The sequence below is a fragment of the Chryseobacterium sp. Mn2064 genome, assembly GCF_049319685.1.
Classification (GTDB): domain Bacteria; phylum Bacteroidota; class Bacteroidia; order Flavobacteriales; family Weeksellaceae; genus Chryseobacterium.
Map to the genome: position 1 here is coordinate 171759 of NZ_JBMOUE010000004.1, position 15918 is coordinate 187676.

14 protein-coding genes are annotated in these 15918 nt (G+C 36.1%); 6 read left to right on the forward strand and 8 right to left on the reverse strand.

The features are described 5' to 3' along the window. Window positions 1-139: 139 nt before the first annotated feature. From ACL9RH_RS15945 to ACL9RH_RS15955, 3 genes are all read right to left on the reverse strand, one after another. On the reverse strand, window positions 140-385 hold the full coding sequence (locus ACL9RH_RS15945; protein ID WP_422694354.1) for a hypothetical protein: 246 nt from the start codon (window positions 383-385) through the stop codon (window positions 140-142). A gap of 159 nt (window positions 386-544) precedes the next feature. Then, window positions 545-1582: a patatin-like phospholipase family protein gene (locus ACL9RH_RS15950; protein ID WP_422694355.1), complete on the reverse strand. Its 1038-nt coding sequence runs from the start codon at window positions 1580-1582 to the stop codon at window positions 545-547. 401 nt (window positions 1583-1983) lie between these two features. Further along, entirely contained in the window at window positions 1984-2484 is a 501-nt protein-coding gene (locus tag ACL9RH_RS15955) for a M15 family metallopeptidase (RefSeq protein WP_422694356.1), read from the reverse strand. 178 nt (window positions 2485-2662) lie between these two features. On the opposite strand from ACL9RH_RS15955, the gene ACL9RH_RS15960 reads away from it, so the two are divergent. Continuing rightward, window positions 2663-4252, forward strand: coding sequence for a Na+/H+ antiporter (locus ACL9RH_RS15960; RefSeq protein ID WP_422694357.1), 1590 nt, complete (start codon window positions 2663-2665; stop codon window positions 4250-4252). Window positions 4253-4443: 191 nt separating this feature from the next. After that, window positions 4444-5715: a DUF4113 domain-containing protein gene (locus ACL9RH_RS15965; RefSeq protein WP_422694358.1), complete on the forward strand. Its 1272-nt coding sequence runs from the start codon at window positions 4444-4446 to the stop codon at window positions 5713-5715. A 36-nt stretch (window positions 5716-5751) separates the two neighbouring features. Here the strand turns inward: ACL9RH_RS15965 and ACL9RH_RS15970 are convergent, their stop codons facing one another. Together ACL9RH_RS15970 and ACL9RH_RS15975 are read right to left on the reverse strand one after the other, a co-directional pair. Next, window positions 5752-6363 (reverse strand): YdeI/OmpD-associated family protein, encoded by a 612-nt coding sequence (locus ACL9RH_RS15970; protein ID WP_422694359.1) that lies wholly within the window; start codon window positions 6361-6363, stop codon window positions 5752-5754. Between the two features lie 6 nt (window positions 6364-6369). Further along, on the reverse strand, window positions 6370-7503 hold the full coding sequence (locus ACL9RH_RS15975; RefSeq protein WP_422694360.1) for a serine hydrolase domain-containing protein: 1134 nt from the start codon (window positions 7501-7503) through the stop codon (window positions 6370-6372). 99 nt (window positions 7504-7602) lie between these two features. Here ACL9RH_RS15975 and ACL9RH_RS15980 point away from each other — a divergent pair, with 99 nt between their 5' ends. Beyond that, window positions 7603-8931, forward strand: coding sequence for a M48 family metalloprotease (locus tag ACL9RH_RS15980; protein WP_422694361.1), 1329 nt, complete (start codon window positions 7603-7605; stop codon window positions 8929-8931). A gap of 80 nt (window positions 8932-9011) precedes the next feature. Here the strand turns inward: ACL9RH_RS15980 and ACL9RH_RS15985 are convergent, their stop codons facing one another. From ACL9RH_RS15985 to ACL9RH_RS15995, 3 genes are all read right to left on the reverse strand, one after another. Continuing rightward, window positions 9012-10544, reverse strand: coding sequence for a hypothetical protein (locus ACL9RH_RS15985; RefSeq protein ID WP_422694362.1), 1533 nt, complete (start codon window positions 10542-10544; stop codon window positions 9012-9014). 107 nt (window positions 10545-10651) lie between these two features. Then, window positions 10652-11491 (reverse strand): hypothetical protein, encoded by an 840-nt coding sequence (locus tag ACL9RH_RS15990; RefSeq protein WP_422694363.1) that lies wholly within the window; start codon window positions 11489-11491, stop codon window positions 10652-10654. 108 nt (window positions 11492-11599) lie between these two features. Then, window positions 11600-13141: a glycine--tRNA ligase gene (locus tag ACL9RH_RS15995; RefSeq protein ID WP_422694364.1), complete on the reverse strand. Its 1542-nt coding sequence runs from the start codon at window positions 13139-13141 to the stop codon at window positions 11600-11602. Window positions 13142-13346: 205 nt separating this feature from the next. Between ACL9RH_RS15995 and ACL9RH_RS16000 the strand changes: the two genes are divergently transcribed. From ACL9RH_RS16000 to ACL9RH_RS16010, 3 genes are all read left to right on the forward strand, one after another. Continuing rightward, window positions 13347-14042, forward strand: coding sequence for a pseudouridine synthase (locus tag ACL9RH_RS16000; protein WP_422694365.1), 696 nt, complete (start codon window positions 13347-13349; stop codon window positions 14040-14042). Between the two features lie 611 nt (window positions 14043-14653). Next, window positions 14654-15691, forward strand: coding sequence for a quinone-dependent dihydroorotate dehydrogenase (locus ACL9RH_RS16005; RefSeq protein WP_422694366.1), 1038 nt, complete (start codon window positions 14654-14656; stop codon window positions 15689-15691). 1 nt (window position 15692) lies between these two features. Then, window positions 15693-15911: a hypothetical protein gene (locus ACL9RH_RS16010; RefSeq protein WP_422694367.1), complete on the forward strand. Its 219-nt coding sequence runs from the start codon at window positions 15693-15695 to the stop codon at window positions 15909-15911. Window positions 15912-15918: the final 7 nt, after the last annotated feature.

Consider the following 15918-nt stretch of genomic DNA (forward strand, 5'->3'; position numbering starts at 1 on the left):
GTTCTGGCTGTCCAACATTTTGTGAATGGTGAATTCAAAGGTGTTGAGAATGTTTAATGAGACTGTTGAGCGTATATTATAAAGGTTTCAAGAGGTATGTCAGACAGCGGCAGAACTTGTCGTGTTTTAAGTTTTTATTTTATAATGAGTCTTCTTCCAGGATATCATTATCAAAATCTTCTCGAAAGAAGTTTTCAATGTCGTTCAGATAGTTTTCATAGTCTATCTCTGCATTTTCAATGTCGCTCCATTCTATAGTATAGAGATCTTCATCGAAGAGGTGATCTGTTTTTTGATTGGGCGTTTCCATAGTATGTGTTGTGAGATTTTGGTTATAGTTTGAACATATTTCATGCTGTTCAACATAGGTGAATGGTGAATTCAAAGGCGTTTTAAAAGTTTTTATAGATTGCTATTTTGTGTCTTTTTTGATACTCCAAAGGTAGTGGAGCGAAGCGTCAAAACTTGACGTGTTAAAAAATGTTTTCCATTTTTTTTAATATAATCTTTAGAACTTATATTATCTATTTATAAGGTTAAAAGCTTATATTTTATTTTTGATGAGTTTCTGAACAATTTGATTCAATGTTTCTCTGTTATCGTCAATATAGCTTAGTCCTGCCTGGATCAGGTTTTCAATGTTTGATCTTCTTACGTTATCCATTGCGGGAGAGGCATTTTTAAGAGAAGGATTCAGTCGGATATAATTTTTCTGATTTCTAAGTCCCAGAGTCTGAAACATCTGACCCAGTTGATAATCTACTGTTTCTGCATTGGCAGACATTAAAATATCAATGATTGGACTTACCCAACCTATTTTCCCCGCTTTTTCCAATCTTTTAAAAGGATAAGGGCGTGCTTCGATTCCTGTTCCTATGGAAATAATGATCATATCATTTACACCAGGATGATTTGCTTTCTGATGATTTTTCAATACTTCTGCGAAAGGGATCTTTCTTGCTTCTGCATAGGCACATAATGCCGGATTATTGGCAAACATTCCTCCATCAATCAAACTGAATATCTGCCCATACATAGATTTGATCTGAACCGGGCTGAAGTAAGTAGGTGCTGCGGAAGTCGCTCTGCAAACATCTTTTACATAAAAATTATCAGTGCTGAGGTTGGCTTCCCATGAGTTGAAAAGTTTTGCTCTTCTGTTTTCTATATCATAACTTGTTATTAGACATGGTTTTATTAATTCTTTTAATTCTAAATTTCCAAAAAAATCATTTAAGTTTTTCTCAAGAGCTTCCTGAGAAATTCTTTCATTCAATAATCCGAATGGATTCACCAGTTTTTCCCAAAAAGAAACCTGGAAGATGTCGCCGCCCTTTTCCGCATACAGTTCTAGCCCTTTCTGGATAGAATATTTTGCTTTTCGGGTTTCATCGGGACATAGAATAATAGAAGCAATCAGACCTCCTGTACTGCTGCCTGCCACAAGATCAAAATAATCCCCAAGTTTAGCTGTAGGTTTATCATGATGCTGTAGCTGCTCTTCTATGTAGCGCAGAATAATGCAGGTAATAATTCCCCTTATTCCACCCCCGTCCAAAGAAAGAATGGTTGTCTTTTTCATGTGATATTTTTAATAGTTTTTTTAAAAGGACACATATACAATCTTAAATCTGCAAAATCAATTGATTTACGAGAAGAATGTTCTGATTTTGTACTTAGATTTTTATTGCTTTTTTGTTGTTTTCTTCTAAAGCAAAGATAGGACTGGGAAGCGACAGAACTTGTCGTATTATAAAGAATTTCAATGAGTTTTATTGAGAATAAGTTGCTTTTAATCAGTGATTTATGTTTTTGATTGTTTTTTTATTTTTGAGAATGTATATCCGCAGTAATCTTGAAATAATGCAGGTATCTATTTGCCATAATTTGAAAAATTATTTATTTAATATGTTTTCCTTTTGATAAATAATAAGGAGTCGCTCTTACCGTTTTTTTTAAATAAATAGTCACAAGGATGAAATTTTAAAATATTACATAGCCTTCTTTGTCTCTTGGCATTTTCAAAAGCGTTCTCCAACTTGTTTTCACTGGACCTTTTTTAGACGGAATTGTCTTTTTCTCAAAATGAGGAAGATCTTTGAATGTTTTCCAGTTTCCACCCCAATCCCATCCATGCTTGGCAAAGATTTTCACACATTCATACCAATCGGCAACCTTGTCATTGTCCCAGTCTTTAGCCGTATCCCAACTTGGGGTCTTTCCATCAATCATAAGACAGATATCCACTGCCAGGCCATAATTGTGAATACTTTGTCCTGCCTTTGCGTTGGTTACTTTTTTTCCAGAGGTAATTCTCCCGATTGCATATAGCTTTTCCTGCTCCTCAAAAGACCTTAATCCCTGGGTAATTCTGATCTTTGCGCGTCCGGTAAGCGCTTCATCACACTCTTTTATAATCTGCTTGACTTCCTCCCTTATTATTGGGTGAAGTTTCTGAATTCGTTCTAATGTTACTTTATCCATAATTTTTACTGTTATTAAGCAAAAATACATCAGATAAGCGACGAAACTTGACGTGTTTAATTGAAATTTTAAACATTATTAAGAGAGCTTAAAATCAAAAAAATATAAAAAAATCATTTTTAGCTTTTAAAAATCAAATAGAAGTAGTAAATATGATTGATAAAAAACACAATATTAAATGCATACGATTTTACCATTCTTTCTGGCCATGATTGCGGCTATTGTTTTATTGAATATGTGGGCTACAAAACTAAAAATAGCCTATCCGATTCTATTGGTCGTATTTGGATTACTCGTTAGTTTTGTCCCCGGTTTACCCGTCGTGAAGATCAATCCGGACCTTATCTTTTTCATTTTTTTGCCACCATTGTTATTTGAAGCAGCCTGGTCTATCTCTTTTAAAGAAATGAGGCGTTGGTGGCGTATCATTGGAAGCTTTGCTTTTCTGGTAGTATTTTTTACGGCCTTGGCTGTGGCGGTAGCAGCTAATTATTTTATTCCCGGGTTTTCTATTGCACTAGGATTTTTGCTGGGTGGAATTGTTTCTCCTCCTGATGCCGTAAGTACAGGAGCCATTATGAAATTCGTGAAAATTCCTACCACAACTTCAGCTATTCTTGAAGGAGAAAGTTTACTGAATGATGCCTCTTCTCTGATCATTTTCCGTTTTGCACTCATTGCAGTAGGAACCGGGCAATTTGTCTGGCAGGAAGCTTCTCTGGATTTTGTATGGATGGTAATAGGAGGAGCAGGAATAGGCCTTTTACTGGGTTGGATTTTTGTTCAGGCACACAAACGCCTTCCTACAGACGCTTCCTCTGATATTGCATTAACCCTCATTGAACCTTATCTGATGTACTGGATTGCAGAGCAGGTTCACTGCTCCGGAGTGCTTGCCGTAGTATGTGGAGGATTGTATATGTCGAATAAGCGGATGATCTTTTTAAACAGTACGAGCCGCATAAGAGGATATAGTGTCTGGGAGAGTTTTGTTTTTATTCTGAATGGTATCGTATTTTTAATCATAGGGTTAGAACTTCCTGAAATTGTTGGCGGTCTTCGTTCTGAAGGAATTCCGCTGGGAATTGCCATCAAGTATGGAGTTTGGGTAACCGGAATTCTTATTGCTGCCCGTATTATAAGCTCATATGCAGCAATGGTTGCCACTTTGATCTTTCGGCGAAGTGTTGCTCCCAGAGCGTCCTCTTTCCGAAGGAGATTGATGATGCCTCTTTTATTGGGATGGACAGGAATGAGAGGAGTTGTTTCTTTAGCCGCCGCTCTTGCTATTCCTATTACTCTGGAAGACGGAACTCCTTTTCCCAACAGGAATCTTATTCTCTTTATTACTTTTGTGGTTATTCTGCTTACACTTTTGGTTCAGGGGCTTACATTGCCTTACTTTATAAAGTATGGTCATGCCTTTGATGATTTTATAGATGAAGAAAAAGAAAAGCAGGCCAAGCAGGAAGTAAAGCAAAAGCTGAAACAGCACGTTTATCATTTCCTTAAAAACAAGCATGAAAGCGAGCTAAACAGCCATGCCGGTATGGAACGAATACTGAAACATTGGGAAGAAAAAAATCAGGCCAACAGTACAGATTGGATGGATGAGAGTGTTCGTGCGGTACTTTTTGAAATGTTAGAAAGTCAGAGAAAGTTTTTGTTAGATCTCAATAAAGATATTACGGTGAATGAAGAGATCATACGTCATCAGCTATATCAAATTGATCTGGAAGAAGAACGCTTGAAGATGATAGTACTATAAATCTTATAAGTGAGTTTAGTAATAGTTTTTTAAATGCTAAATTAAAAAGCTAATGCGACAAAACTTGTCGTATTTAATAATTTTATTTATTTGTTTTTCAGCGTGTTAAATATTGTGTTAATTCTGTTCTAAAAGATTATTTTATTCCTTAAAAACAATAATTTTGTATAGAATTTACACATTCTATTGCTATGTATGCTCTCGTAGATTGCAACAATTTTTTTGTTTCCTGTGAAAGGACGCTGGATCCTACACTGGAAGGCAAACCCGTTGTGGTTCTTTCCAACAACGACGGATGTGTTGTGTCCAGAAGCAAAGAAGCAAAAGATCTTGGAATCCCTATGGCAGCACCGGCTTTCAAATATAAAGATCTCTTTCAGGAGTATAATGTGAAAAGCTTTTCCGCCAAATTTGAGCTGTATAACTACAAAAGCCAACAGGTCATCAATATTGCTAAATCTTATGTTTTAGAGTATGAAATTTATAGTATAGATGAACTGTTCCTCGATTTGACAGGGTATAAGTATATCGATATCTATCAATATGGTCTTACCATTAAGGAAGATATTTTTCAAAAAGAAAACATCCCTGTAAGTATAGGAATTGCATCCACTAAAACCTTATGTAAAGTTGCCAACAGAATCGTAAAAGATTTTCCTGATAAATTTAATGGTGTATATATTCTAGATACCCCTGAAAAAATTGAAAAAGCCCTGAAGTGGCTCAACATACGAGATGTATGGGGAATTGGGCGAAAACTTGCCGCCAAAATGAATGATAGTGGTATATACAAAGCTTGGGACCTTCTTCAGAAACCTGAAATGTGGGTTAGAAAAATGATGGGAATTCATGGGGTAAGAATGATCAATGAATTGAAGGGGGTTCGTCAGCTGGAACTGGATAAACCATCTCCCAAAAAGTCAATTGCAGTAACAAGGAGCTTTATGCAGATGCTTACCCAAAAAGAAGAAGTTCGGGAACGGGTAGAAACTTTTGGGATGTATTGCTCAGAAAGGTTGCGAAAACAGAATACCTGTTGTAAAATGATCACTGTTTTTGTACAGACGAATCGTTTCAGAAAAGACCTTCCAGAGTATAGAAATGCCCTTTCAAGAGTTCTTCCTAACCCTACCAATTCTTCTATTTTAATAGGAAGAGTCGTGAATGAACTTTTTGAAGAAATTTACAGAGACGGATTTTATTACAAAAGAGCAGGAGTGATGGTAAATGATTTTGTTCCTGAAGATCAACGGCAGATCAGCCTTTTTGAAGAAGATACACAAAATCAGCATCTTCCTGTGATGAAAGCCATGGATGCCATGAACCGAAAATATGGTAAAGATAAAGTCCGTTTGGGAAGTATGAGCGGAGAAAATACGTTTGGCCGTGCAAAACTCTCTCCCGAATATGAAGCTTTTTTGAAAAAGAATACGTTGCCGGAAGCGAATTTTAGATTTCACTAGAAAGGCATTTTAACAAAGTATCTGCTATTTTTATATCTATTTCCTCTCATACTTCCAGTTTCTCCCTTTACCTTCCGAAATCCATTCCAGTGCCTGTGCCATTCTTTTACTTCTGGTTGTCTCTGTTTTAGCCTCTACGATCCAGGAAATATATTCCTTTCTGAATGAGGGTGAAGCTTTTTCAAACACCGTTAAAGCTTGCTGATTCACCTGTAATGCCGCTTGAAAATCATCGGGAACTTCCATTTCCGTTTTGGAAGGAGCTGCTTTTTTCATCGTAACTCCCATATCTGTAAGTTCCATGGCTTCCTGAATCGCTTTTTTAAGCTGAGGTTTGGATGGCAGATCTTCAACCCGGGTGAGCTTTCCCAAGCTGAACATAGAATTTTTTTCAATCTCCTGAGTGATCTCCTGCATGGTTTTCATTTCCTTTTCCAGCCAGAATCCAAAAGTACAATGCTGCTTAAAAGAAGCCACAGCACAAAGATTTTTTCCTTTGTAGATAAAGTGAGGAAAACTCCACTTCATGGTTTCTTCCGCTTCCGGGCAGAATTCATGAACGGTTTCACGGATATAATGTAATATGGGTTTAGCAAAATCCTGCGATTTTTCAATATAAGAATCTATTTTTGAGGAGTATTTTTCCATCGTTTTCTATTGAAATAATGTTACCGTTTCGTTGACAAGAAATTTTACCTGATCTGGTCTTCCCCGGTCATTTTTAGGATTGTTGGCGTAGCTTCCTGTTTTTACAATCACCATATGATGCTCAGGAACCATAATAATATACTGTCCCTGTAATCCCAGAAAATAATAATGTTTAATAGGATTATCATGATTGATCCAAAGCCCCATTCCGTATATATATTCCGATTTTTCAGTTGGAGTTCTCATCTTTTCTATGAAATCAGAATTAAGGATTTGCTGATCTCCCATTTTTCCATTGTTTAAAAACAGTTGTCCGAGCTTGGCGAAATCTCTCGCGTTGGAATGAATGCAGCAATACGTTTTCTCCATTCCGTAATCATCTGTTGTCCATTTAGCGTTTTGTTCCATTCCCAGAGGGATCCAGAATTTTTCGGATAAATAGGTTGCTAAGGGTTTATTTAAAGCTTTCTTTAATGCAAAGCCAAGAAGTTGAGTGGCTCCGCTCTGATATTCAAAATGTATTCCCGGCTCTTCTTTGAACTTTCTTGAAAATACGGCTTTTGTCAAACTTTTACCATAATAAGCTTTAGCGTTGGGAAGAAACGGATTGTTGTAATTTTCATCCCAATCCAGTCCGGCTTCCATTTGGGCAAGGTTTTTAAGAGTGGCCCGATTACCAAAGTTCTTCTCCTTAAATTCAGGATAGAAATCTGAAAACTGATCATCAATACTGGTGATCAGTTTTTCTTCAAGAGCTTTTCCCAGAAGCATAACTGTTACTGCTTTGGCCATGGAAAAAGAATTGGTCTGAGAAAGCTGATTATAGTCGCCCCAGTATTGTTCATGAAGAATCTTACCATTTTTGATTACTACAAAAGCAGCTGTTTTGGAATGATTTAAGTCATCAACTAAATGTTTAGGTAACGTTGTTTTGTTATATCCGGGATCTTCTTCCCAAAGTATCGGTTCCTCTGTAGCAATAGGATTGCTGGGAAAAAGATTTCCATCGTCAATATAAGCACTGGATTTCCCTTTGAGATAGGTTTTGGATATCCCACTAAATAAATAATCGTATCCTAAAAAGTAAGCTGCTGTAGCGCCAATTACAGCTCCGCCTATCATATATTTTAGTATTCTCATTTTTTCATGAATCGGTTCTTAACAAATTTAGAATAATTTGAATATAAAAATTACAATGAACCCGCAAATAAGTTATTTTTGCTTTTATTGATGAAAAATATGACCAGAAAACTCATTGCACTATGGTGCCTTTTTCTTTCTGTGATGGGAATTGCACAGCTATATAAACCTATAGATACAGCAGATTATACACAGAGAAAAGCATTTTTGATAAAATTTACAGGGAATAATGAAGCCACAATAAAAAAAATAAAGTCACAATATTCCGGGAAAACGTTGTCTGAGCTCTCTAAAATTTATAAAGATTTTGGAACGGATTTCGAAAAGCAGGTAAAAAATAAAGATTTTATCTTTAAATCTGATTTTGAGACAAGTATTCAGTCTCTTATTCAACGTCTTAAAAAAAATAATCCCCAGGTTCCTCAGGATCTGAAAATTTTAATAGCAAAGGATAATACACCTAATGCTTACTGCCTTGCTGACGGAACGTTTGTGATCAATATGGGGCTCTACGGCTGGCTGAACAATGAAGAGGAGATTGCGGCTGTTATTTCCCACGAATTGGGGCACAAAATAGAAGATCATTCTTTTAAAACATTTTTAAAAATCATAGAACAGGATAATCTGGATAAAATCACAGTTCAGAATATAAAATCGACTACAGAAAAGAGAAGCCAAAGTCAAAACCAGAAAGCTTTTGATATTTTTAAGAATACCATTTACAAAAAAGGTGTAGAGAGAAGGCAGAATGAAATGCAGGCGGATTCTTTGGGATATGTTATTTTTAGAAACAGCGATTTTAAGAAAGGAGAATATGTAAATGCTCTTCAGAAGCTGGAAGATTTTGATACGATATCGCCCAGAGCCTTGAAGATAGAAACCTATAAAAAACTTTTTGATCTTCCGAAGCAGGCATTTAATGATAAATGGATGAAAAAAGAGGACTTTTCGCTTTACAATTATAACTTCTATAAAGAGAAACTGAATAAGGATTCTCTGTCTTCACATCCGGAAATGTCCAGAAGAATAGATCAGTTGAAAAAAACATTTACGGAACTTAAGACTTCTGTAACTCCGGAAAAACCGTCCGATCTGTTTGTGACATTAAAAAAGGTTGCACGGATGGAAGCGTTACCGAATTATTTTCACTCCGAAGATTATGGGCTTGGAATTTACGCTGCAATGCAGTTTTTGCAGGATGAGGAGGAAGAGAAATATTATAAAAGCTGGCTGGGAAAATGTTTTTCTAAAATATATGAAGCAAGGAAAAACTACAATCTCAACCGGTATCTGGATAGGATAGAACCTAAAAACCAAAGTGAAAGCTATCAGCAGTTTCTGAATTTTATGTGGAATTTAAGTCTTGATGAAATAAAGAATATTGCAGACTTTTATAAGACGAATGAAACAATAGCGAAAGCAAACTGATTCTATAAGTTGATCGCTAATTAAAGAAGCTGTCTCAAATTTCAAGTACTTTGACTTTTGAGACAGCTTTTTCTTGTATGCTAGTAATTTAATTTCTCCAAACGGATCTTATTGAATTTTTCCTTTTCGTTGTACTCACGAAGCAAAATATAACCCTCTTTTCCTACGTAAGGAATAACAGTGTAGTTATCTTTTTCGGAAATGGGGATAATTTCCTGTTTGAATTTTCCGTCAATAATTGTATTGATGAAGAGATTCCATCTTTTCTGCCTGGTAACTTCATCCTTTTGATAATCGCGGTAGAAAAACACAACATCTTTTCCTCCGTTGAGGTACTGTGAAAAGAGATAGTCACTGTTTACCCATTTCGATTTTTCTTTTTCAAAAACCTGAACATTTTTCACCTTGAAATCTTTGTCTGTATAAATGTAAACAAGATCTGTGGTTTTGGGAGCATTGTATTGGCCTGCAGGTTTATACTTTTCAGATAGAATGCCTACGCTTCCATCGTTCATAAAGTACATATCTTTAGTCTGGAGGAAATAACCGTTCTCTACATAACCATTTTTATCTACTTTTGGAAGGAAAGCTGAAACATTCGGTTCAAAATTGATCACTTTGGTATCAACCGCAAAGTTTGATTTGTTAACCATCATTCTGGCGAAACCTACCGATTCTGAGCGGTCATAATTTCTGCCTAACAGAACGAATTTATCATCAAAGGTTTTGTCGTTATCAAGCTTTCTGTAATCGGAGTAGAAAGACTCAATATTATCAAGGGTATCATCAGATAGGGTTCCTTCAATTTTTTTATTGGAGGCTTCTTTTCCGGTTTTCATATCAATAGCAAGAAGGCTGAATGTTTTCTGCTTATCGTTCACTTTTTTCATGATGCAGTACATGTAGTTTTCATCCCTTTCCAGAACGGATAGGGTGGTGAAAATCTTCTTGCTTCCGTCAGTATTATATTGATATCTCCAAAGTTCTTTTTTGTTGTCATCGAACCTGATCAGGCTATTGCTGTTTTCGTATTTTCCGTAATCTTTGTATTCAACGGCGAAATAACCACCCTCTTTCAGTTCTCCTACTGCAGAAACATAGTTGTATCCTTTTTCCTTTTTCTCGTCACGATTTTCCTTACGCATTTCTTTCCAGCTTTTCGGCTCGTTGATTTCTTTGAAAGTACCGTCTTCAAGATAATCATAATATATTTTTCTCGTAATGGTATTTGTTTTCGGATCTATAACCATTGAAACGGGTGTGAACACCTCTTTACTTTTTACCAGAGAATAATCCATATAGGAAGGTTTCAGAATGATCTGTCCTTTAAAGTCTACATACCCTTTATAGGAAGCTGCGGTGATGTCTCCTTCAAATTCTTTATTGGCCACGGGGTTGAGGTTTTTGTCGAGAATAACATATTCAAACTTTTTGGTTTTATCTCCTGATTTTCCGTAAGAATATAATGAAACGTAGCCGTAAAGATTGTCTTTGTCATCGAATAAGGCATTCATGCCCACATGATCTCCGGAAGCCAAAGAAGTAAGGTCCTGAGTTTGGGCAAATGCCAATGCCTGGAATAATCCAAACACCACTAAAGTTATTTTTTTCATGGTTACAATTTGATGGATAAAAATAATAAATTAAGAGATATTCTGAGAAAAAATAAAAAGCCCCTGAAATAATCCCTGGGCTTAGTATCTAAAATATAAAATAAGGTCTAGTAGTATTCATAAAGTGAAGTGGTAAGGGCTGTTCCATAGCCCGTAATGTCAAATGTGTTAACTGTTTTGGTTGGATAATTATCACTGTTAATCGTATGAACTGCGGTAATTTTGTTGGCTCCATTAAGTGCACCAGAATAAGTCTCGGTCTGAGTTAATAGATTATTATAGGATAGTTGCCCATCGTGTACATCTGTTATGGCTAATTCAATAAAGCCTTTTACATTTTTCATTGCATTATGGGAAGTATCATAGGTGTTGACAATATTGTGTGTCGTTCCATTATGGGTGTAAGAGACTGAAGCAATATTGCCGTTGTTGCTTAGATAAGCATCAGCCTGAGCAAATACCAGATTTGAATAGGTTCCTGTTGCGGAATTGTAAGTTCCGCTTTTATATTCATTGAATTTTATATGAGTATCAGTAACGTACTGATAGTTTTTAGTATAAACAAGGGTGCCTTGCTCTTTGTCAGTTACTTTTTCAGTCACTAATTTTCCATTAGCGTAAGTAAATTCTTGCATACGAACCAATACTCCTCCAACAAATTCTTCCGTTTTAGAAATGTAATCACCGTTGTAAGTGTAAACAATTTTACTATCGTCGGAAGTACTGTAGGATTCCAGTATTTTATTTCCATCATATTTATATTCTACCACATAGGATGGTTTTCCGGGAATAACTTCGGTTCCTTTTTTCAGTAAGCGAAAAGCACTGTTGCCATTGCTGCCGTTATTGTTATTCTTGGTATTGTCTCTGTGATCGGCAGGGTTGTCATTAGATACACAACTTGAGAGCACTGCCACAGCCAGTGAAGAAATAATTAGTTTTTTCATGATTGTTATTAGTTTTAGTTTTTAATCTGCTAAAAATAACAATTTTTGTGGTATGTTTTTATCTAATTTTCGAAAAAGAAAAAAAGCCCTGAAACCAGGGCTCTTACATTATATTTTAGAAAGTAAATTTCTGAAGTTCGTTTTCTCATCAATGATTCTTCTCAACTCTGAAACCGGAACTCTTTCCTGCTGCATTGTGTCTCTGTCTCTGATGGTTACCGTATGATCCGTTAAAGAGTCGTGGTCTACAGTGATACAATACGGAGTACCAATAGCATCCTGTCTTCTGTAACGTTTTCCGATGGCATCTTTCTCTTCGTAGAACAAGTTGAAATCATACTTCAGATCGTTGAAGATCTTTTCTGCATATTCTGCTAAACCGTCTTTCTTCATCAATGGAAGAATAGCTGCTTTAATTGGTGCTAATGCCGGAGGTAAAGATAAAACAGTTCTCTCTGAACCATCTTCCAATACTTCGTCTCTTAAACAATGAGAGAATATAGAAAGGAATAATCTGTCTAAACCTACTGAAGTTTCCACTACATAAGGAACATAGTTTTCGTTTCTTTCAGGATCGAAGAACTGAAGTTTTCTTCCTGAATGTTCTTCGTGAGCTTTTAAATCGAAATCTGTTCTTGAGTGAATTCCTTCCAACTCTTTAAATCCAAATGGGAAGTTGAATTCGATATCAGCTGCTGCATTCGCATAGTGAGCTAATTTTTCATGATCATGGAATCTGTAGTTCTCATCTCCCAAACCTAAAGCTCTGTGCCAGTTCAGACGTTTTTGCTTCCACTGCTCGTAGAATTCAAGTTCTGTACCCGGAGCAACAAAGAACTGCATTTCCATCTGTTCGAATTCACGCATTCTGAAGATAAACTGTCTTGCAACAATCTCGTTTCTGAATGCCTTACCAATTTGTGCAATACCGAAAGGAAGTTTGTGACGTGAAGTTTTCTGAACATTCAAAAAGTTAACGAAGATACCTTGAGCTGTTTCAGGTCTTAAATAAAGATCCATCGCAGAATCTGCGGAAGCTCCCAGTTTTGTTCCGAACATCAAGTTGAATTGTCTTACCTCTGTCCAATTTTTAGAACCCGTATCAGGATCTGCAATTTCAAGCTCTTCAATCAAAGCTTTTACATCAGCAAGATCTTCATTTTCAAGAGATTTTGCCAGTCTTGAAAGAATCGCTTCTCTTCTGGCTCTATATTCAATAATTTTTGGATTTGTAGCAACAAACTGATCTTTATCGAAAGCCTCTCCGAATCTTTTCGCTGCTTTTTCTATTTCTTTGTTCTCTTTATCTTCAATTTTAGCACAATAGTCTTCTACCAAAACGTCTGCTCTGAAACGTTTCTTAGAATCTTTATTGTCAATCAATGGATCGTTGAAAGCGTCTACGTGGCCTGATGCCTTCCATGTCGTTGGGTGCATCAAAATTGCCGAATCAATACCCACAATATTTTCGTTAAGCTGTACCATCGCTTTCCACCAATATTGTTTGATATTATTTTTTAGTTCTGCCCCGTTCTGCCCATAATCATAAACAGCGGATAAACCATCATAGATTTCACTCGATGGGAAAATAAAACCATATTCTTTAGCGTGAGAAATCACTTTCTTGAAAACATCTTCTTGCTTTGCCATAATTTTTTTAACGTCTGAAATGCAAAAATATGAATTTGGAATCAAAATCATGAGTTTCAATAAAAAAAGCAGTTAATAAACGTACAAATATTTACATTTTAATTTTACAGGAGCCTGGAACCTGCTTTTCACTGTATCTTTTGCTTCGCAAAAGGATGCCGTTGCAATCAGGGCTATATCGGTCGAAAATTTCTACTTTTGCACCATGTTAGAAATTCTTTATCGTGACGAGCATATTATTGCCATTAACAAACCCAGCGGATTACTGGTGCATAAATCTTTCTATGCGGGAGAAGCAGATACTTACGCTATTCAGGAGCTGAAAAAGCAGATTGGGCAAAAAGTGTATCCTGTACACCGATTGGATCGAAAAACCTCAGGAGTTCTTCTGTTCACTTTAGATAAAGATACCCTCAGAATCATGAGTGAACAGTTTGCGTCACGTGAGGTCGAGAAAAAATACCTGGCCATTCTTCGTGGTTGGACAAAAGAAGAAGAAACGATTGATTATGACTTGGTGAATGAAAATGAAGTCAAGCAAAATGCAGTTACCTACTACCGCCGTTTGCAGACTTCAGAAATCGATCTACCTTTTTTAAAACATCAGACTTCAAGATATTCTTTGGTAGAAGCTATTCCTGAAACGGGAAGATTTCATCAGCTTAGAAAACATTTTAAACATATTCTCCATCCTATTTTAGGTTGTAGAAAACATGGCTGTAATAAACAGAATAAGCTGTGGCTTCAAACATTTGAGATCAGCAAAATGACGCTTCATGCTCACCAGTTGATTTTTAATCATCCTATTTCTAATGAAAGAATTACAGTAAATGCGACTATAGATGAAGAGTTCAAAAGAGTAGGAGATATTTTGAAATTTGATCTGAGTTCATATTCCTAATTTTAACCCAACAATTATATCCTTTTACCCTCACCTTGTCAAGGTGAAGGATTCCAATTATATTATTCCATTCAGAAATAATTAAGATATTGATTTGCGTGTTTTTTAACGGCATGTTCGCAAAGTTTAACTAATAGATGGTTTTTCTTTCCGTTCGCAAAGGCACTTCGTTCAGCAAAGACAGATAGCGCGTACTTGGCTTAGTGAAACGCCCTTGCGAACAAAAATGTTTTCAGGATGATGATGTTTCTTTGCGATTGTAGCGTTAAAAAGAACTTACTCGTTTGAATCGTATACAGATTCTGCCTATTGTTTTAATGCAATGTTCGCAAAATTTAACTAATAGATGGTTTTTCTTTCCGTTCGCAAAGGCACTTCGTTCAGCAAAGGCAGATAGCTCGTACTTGGCTTAGTGAAACGCCCTTGCGAACAAAAATGTTTTCAGGATGGTCATATTTCTTTCCGATCGTAGCGTTAAAAGAGCTACTCATTTGCAGCCTACACAAATTGTTTCTTGCTTATAGATACTATATATCAGGTATTTTGATAAAAAATCATACGTTAATCTATGATTAATTTTAAAATGAGTATTTTTGTAAAACTTTTTTTCAATGTACAAATCGCTCATTCGCCCGATCCTTTTCAAATTTGATCCTGAAGAAGTTCATCATTTTACATTTTCAATGCTTAAAAATTTTGGATTTCTTACCAAGCTGTTTTTCCCAAAACCTATTGAAGACAAACGTCTGGAAAGAGAAGTTTTTGGATTAAAATTTAAAAATCCCGTAGGGCTAGCTGCCGGTTTCGACAAAAATGCTACTTTATTTAACGAATTGGGAGATCTGGGATTCGGATTTGTAGAAATTGGAACGGTAACCCCAAAAGCTCAAGCTGGAAATCCTAAGAAAAGATTGTTTCGTCTCATTGAAGATGGTGGAATCATCAACAGAATGGGTTTCAACAACGATGGTCTTGAAGCGGCTATTGAAAAGCTAAAAGGAAATAAAGGGAAAATAATCATCGGAGGGAACATAGGAAAAAACACCAATACAGCTCCGGAAAATTATACTCAGGATTATCTAGATTGTTTTGAAGGGCTTCATCCTCATGTAGATTATTTTGTACTGAATGTGAGCTGTCCAAATGTAGGAAGCCATGCAAAACTGGAAGATGTAGAGTATCTACGTGAGCTGATTACCGAGGTGAAGAAAATAAATCAGACCAAAACGGTACAGAAACCTATACTCCTTAAAATTGCTCCGGATCTGAATAATAATCAGTTAGATGAAATTGTTGAGCTTATTGCAGAAATAAAAATTGATGGAGTGATTGTATCCAATACGTCTGTGAACAGAGAAGGTCTGAAAACTTCTCCTGAAGTGTTGGAACAGATAGGAAATGGAGGATTGAGCGGAAAGCCGATTCGTGAAAGAAGTACAAAAATGATCAAATACCTTTCTGATAAAAGCAATAGAGCATTCCCGATCATCGGAGTTGGAGGTATACATTCTGCAAAAGACGCTATTGAAAAGCTGGATGCAGGAGCGAGCCTTGTTCAGTTGTACACAGGATTTATCTACGAAGGACCTGAACTGATCAACGAGATCAATAAAGAAATACTGAAAAGAGCAACCAGATTACCAAGATAGTATGAAAAGACTAATGGTCATATTAGCTGCTTTGATCACGGGAACTATATTGTTTTTTCTTTTTCGCGAAGAAGAAGGAAATAATAATATTATCCTCCTGATCTTTTTACAGATCTTTTCTATTCCTCTTGCCCAGGCGATATTTCCTCAAACAAAGAAACTGGGAATAGGAACATCGGATTTTTATCCTAATATTTGGAGAAAATTAAGAAATAAATAAACTTAGT

Bases quoted from the DNA above. Each gene is read 5' to 3' on its own strand.
- ACL9RH_RS15985 (WP_422694362.1), bottom strand. From the start codon at position 10,544: ATGAAAAAAATAACTTTAGTGGTGTTTGGATTATTCCAGGCATTGGCA.
- ACL9RH_RS15975 (WP_422694360.1), bottom strand. From the start codon at position 7,503: ATGAGAATACTAAAATATATGATAGGCGGAGCTGTAATTGGCGCTACA.
- ACL9RH_RS16000 (WP_422694365.1), top strand. From the start codon at position 13,347: ATGTTAGAAATTCTTTATCGTGACGAGCATATTATTGCCATTAACAAA.
- ACL9RH_RS15965 (WP_422694358.1), top strand. From the start codon at position 4,444: ATGTATGCTCTCGTAGATTGCAACAATTTTTTTGTTTCCTGTGAAAGG.
- ACL9RH_RS15960 (WP_422694357.1), top strand. From the start codon at position 2,663: ATGCATACGATTTTACCATTCTTTCTGGCCATGATTGCGGCTATTGTT.
- ACL9RH_RS15955 (WP_422694356.1), bottom strand. From the start codon at position 2,484: ATGGATAAAGTAACATTAGAACGAATTCAGAAACTTCACCCAATAATA.
- ACL9RH_RS15995 (WP_422694364.1), bottom strand. From the start codon at position 13,141: ATGGCAAAGCAAGAAGATGTTTTCAAGAAAGTGATTTCTCACGCTAAA.
- ACL9RH_RS15980 (WP_422694361.1), top strand. From the start codon at position 7,603: ATGACCAGAAAACTCATTGCACTATGGTGCCTTTTTCTTTCTGTGATG.
- ACL9RH_RS16005 (WP_422694366.1), top strand. From the start codon at position 14,654: ATGTACAAATCGCTCATTCGCCCGATCCTTTTCAAATTTGATCCTGAA.
- ACL9RH_RS15950 (WP_422694355.1), bottom strand. From the start codon at position 1,582: ATGAAAAAGACAACCATTCTTTCTTTGGACGGGGGTGGAATAAGGGGA.
- ACL9RH_RS16010 (WP_422694367.1), top strand. From the start codon at position 15,693: ATGAAAAGACTAATGGTCATATTAGCTGCTTTGATCACGGGAACTATA.
- ACL9RH_RS15990 (WP_422694363.1), bottom strand. From the start codon at position 11,491: ATGAAAAAACTAATTATTTCTTCACTGGCTGTGGCAGTGCTCTCAAGT.
- ACL9RH_RS15970 (WP_422694359.1), bottom strand. From the start codon at position 6,363: ATGGAAAAATACTCCTCAAAAATAGATTCTTATATTGAAAAATCGCAG.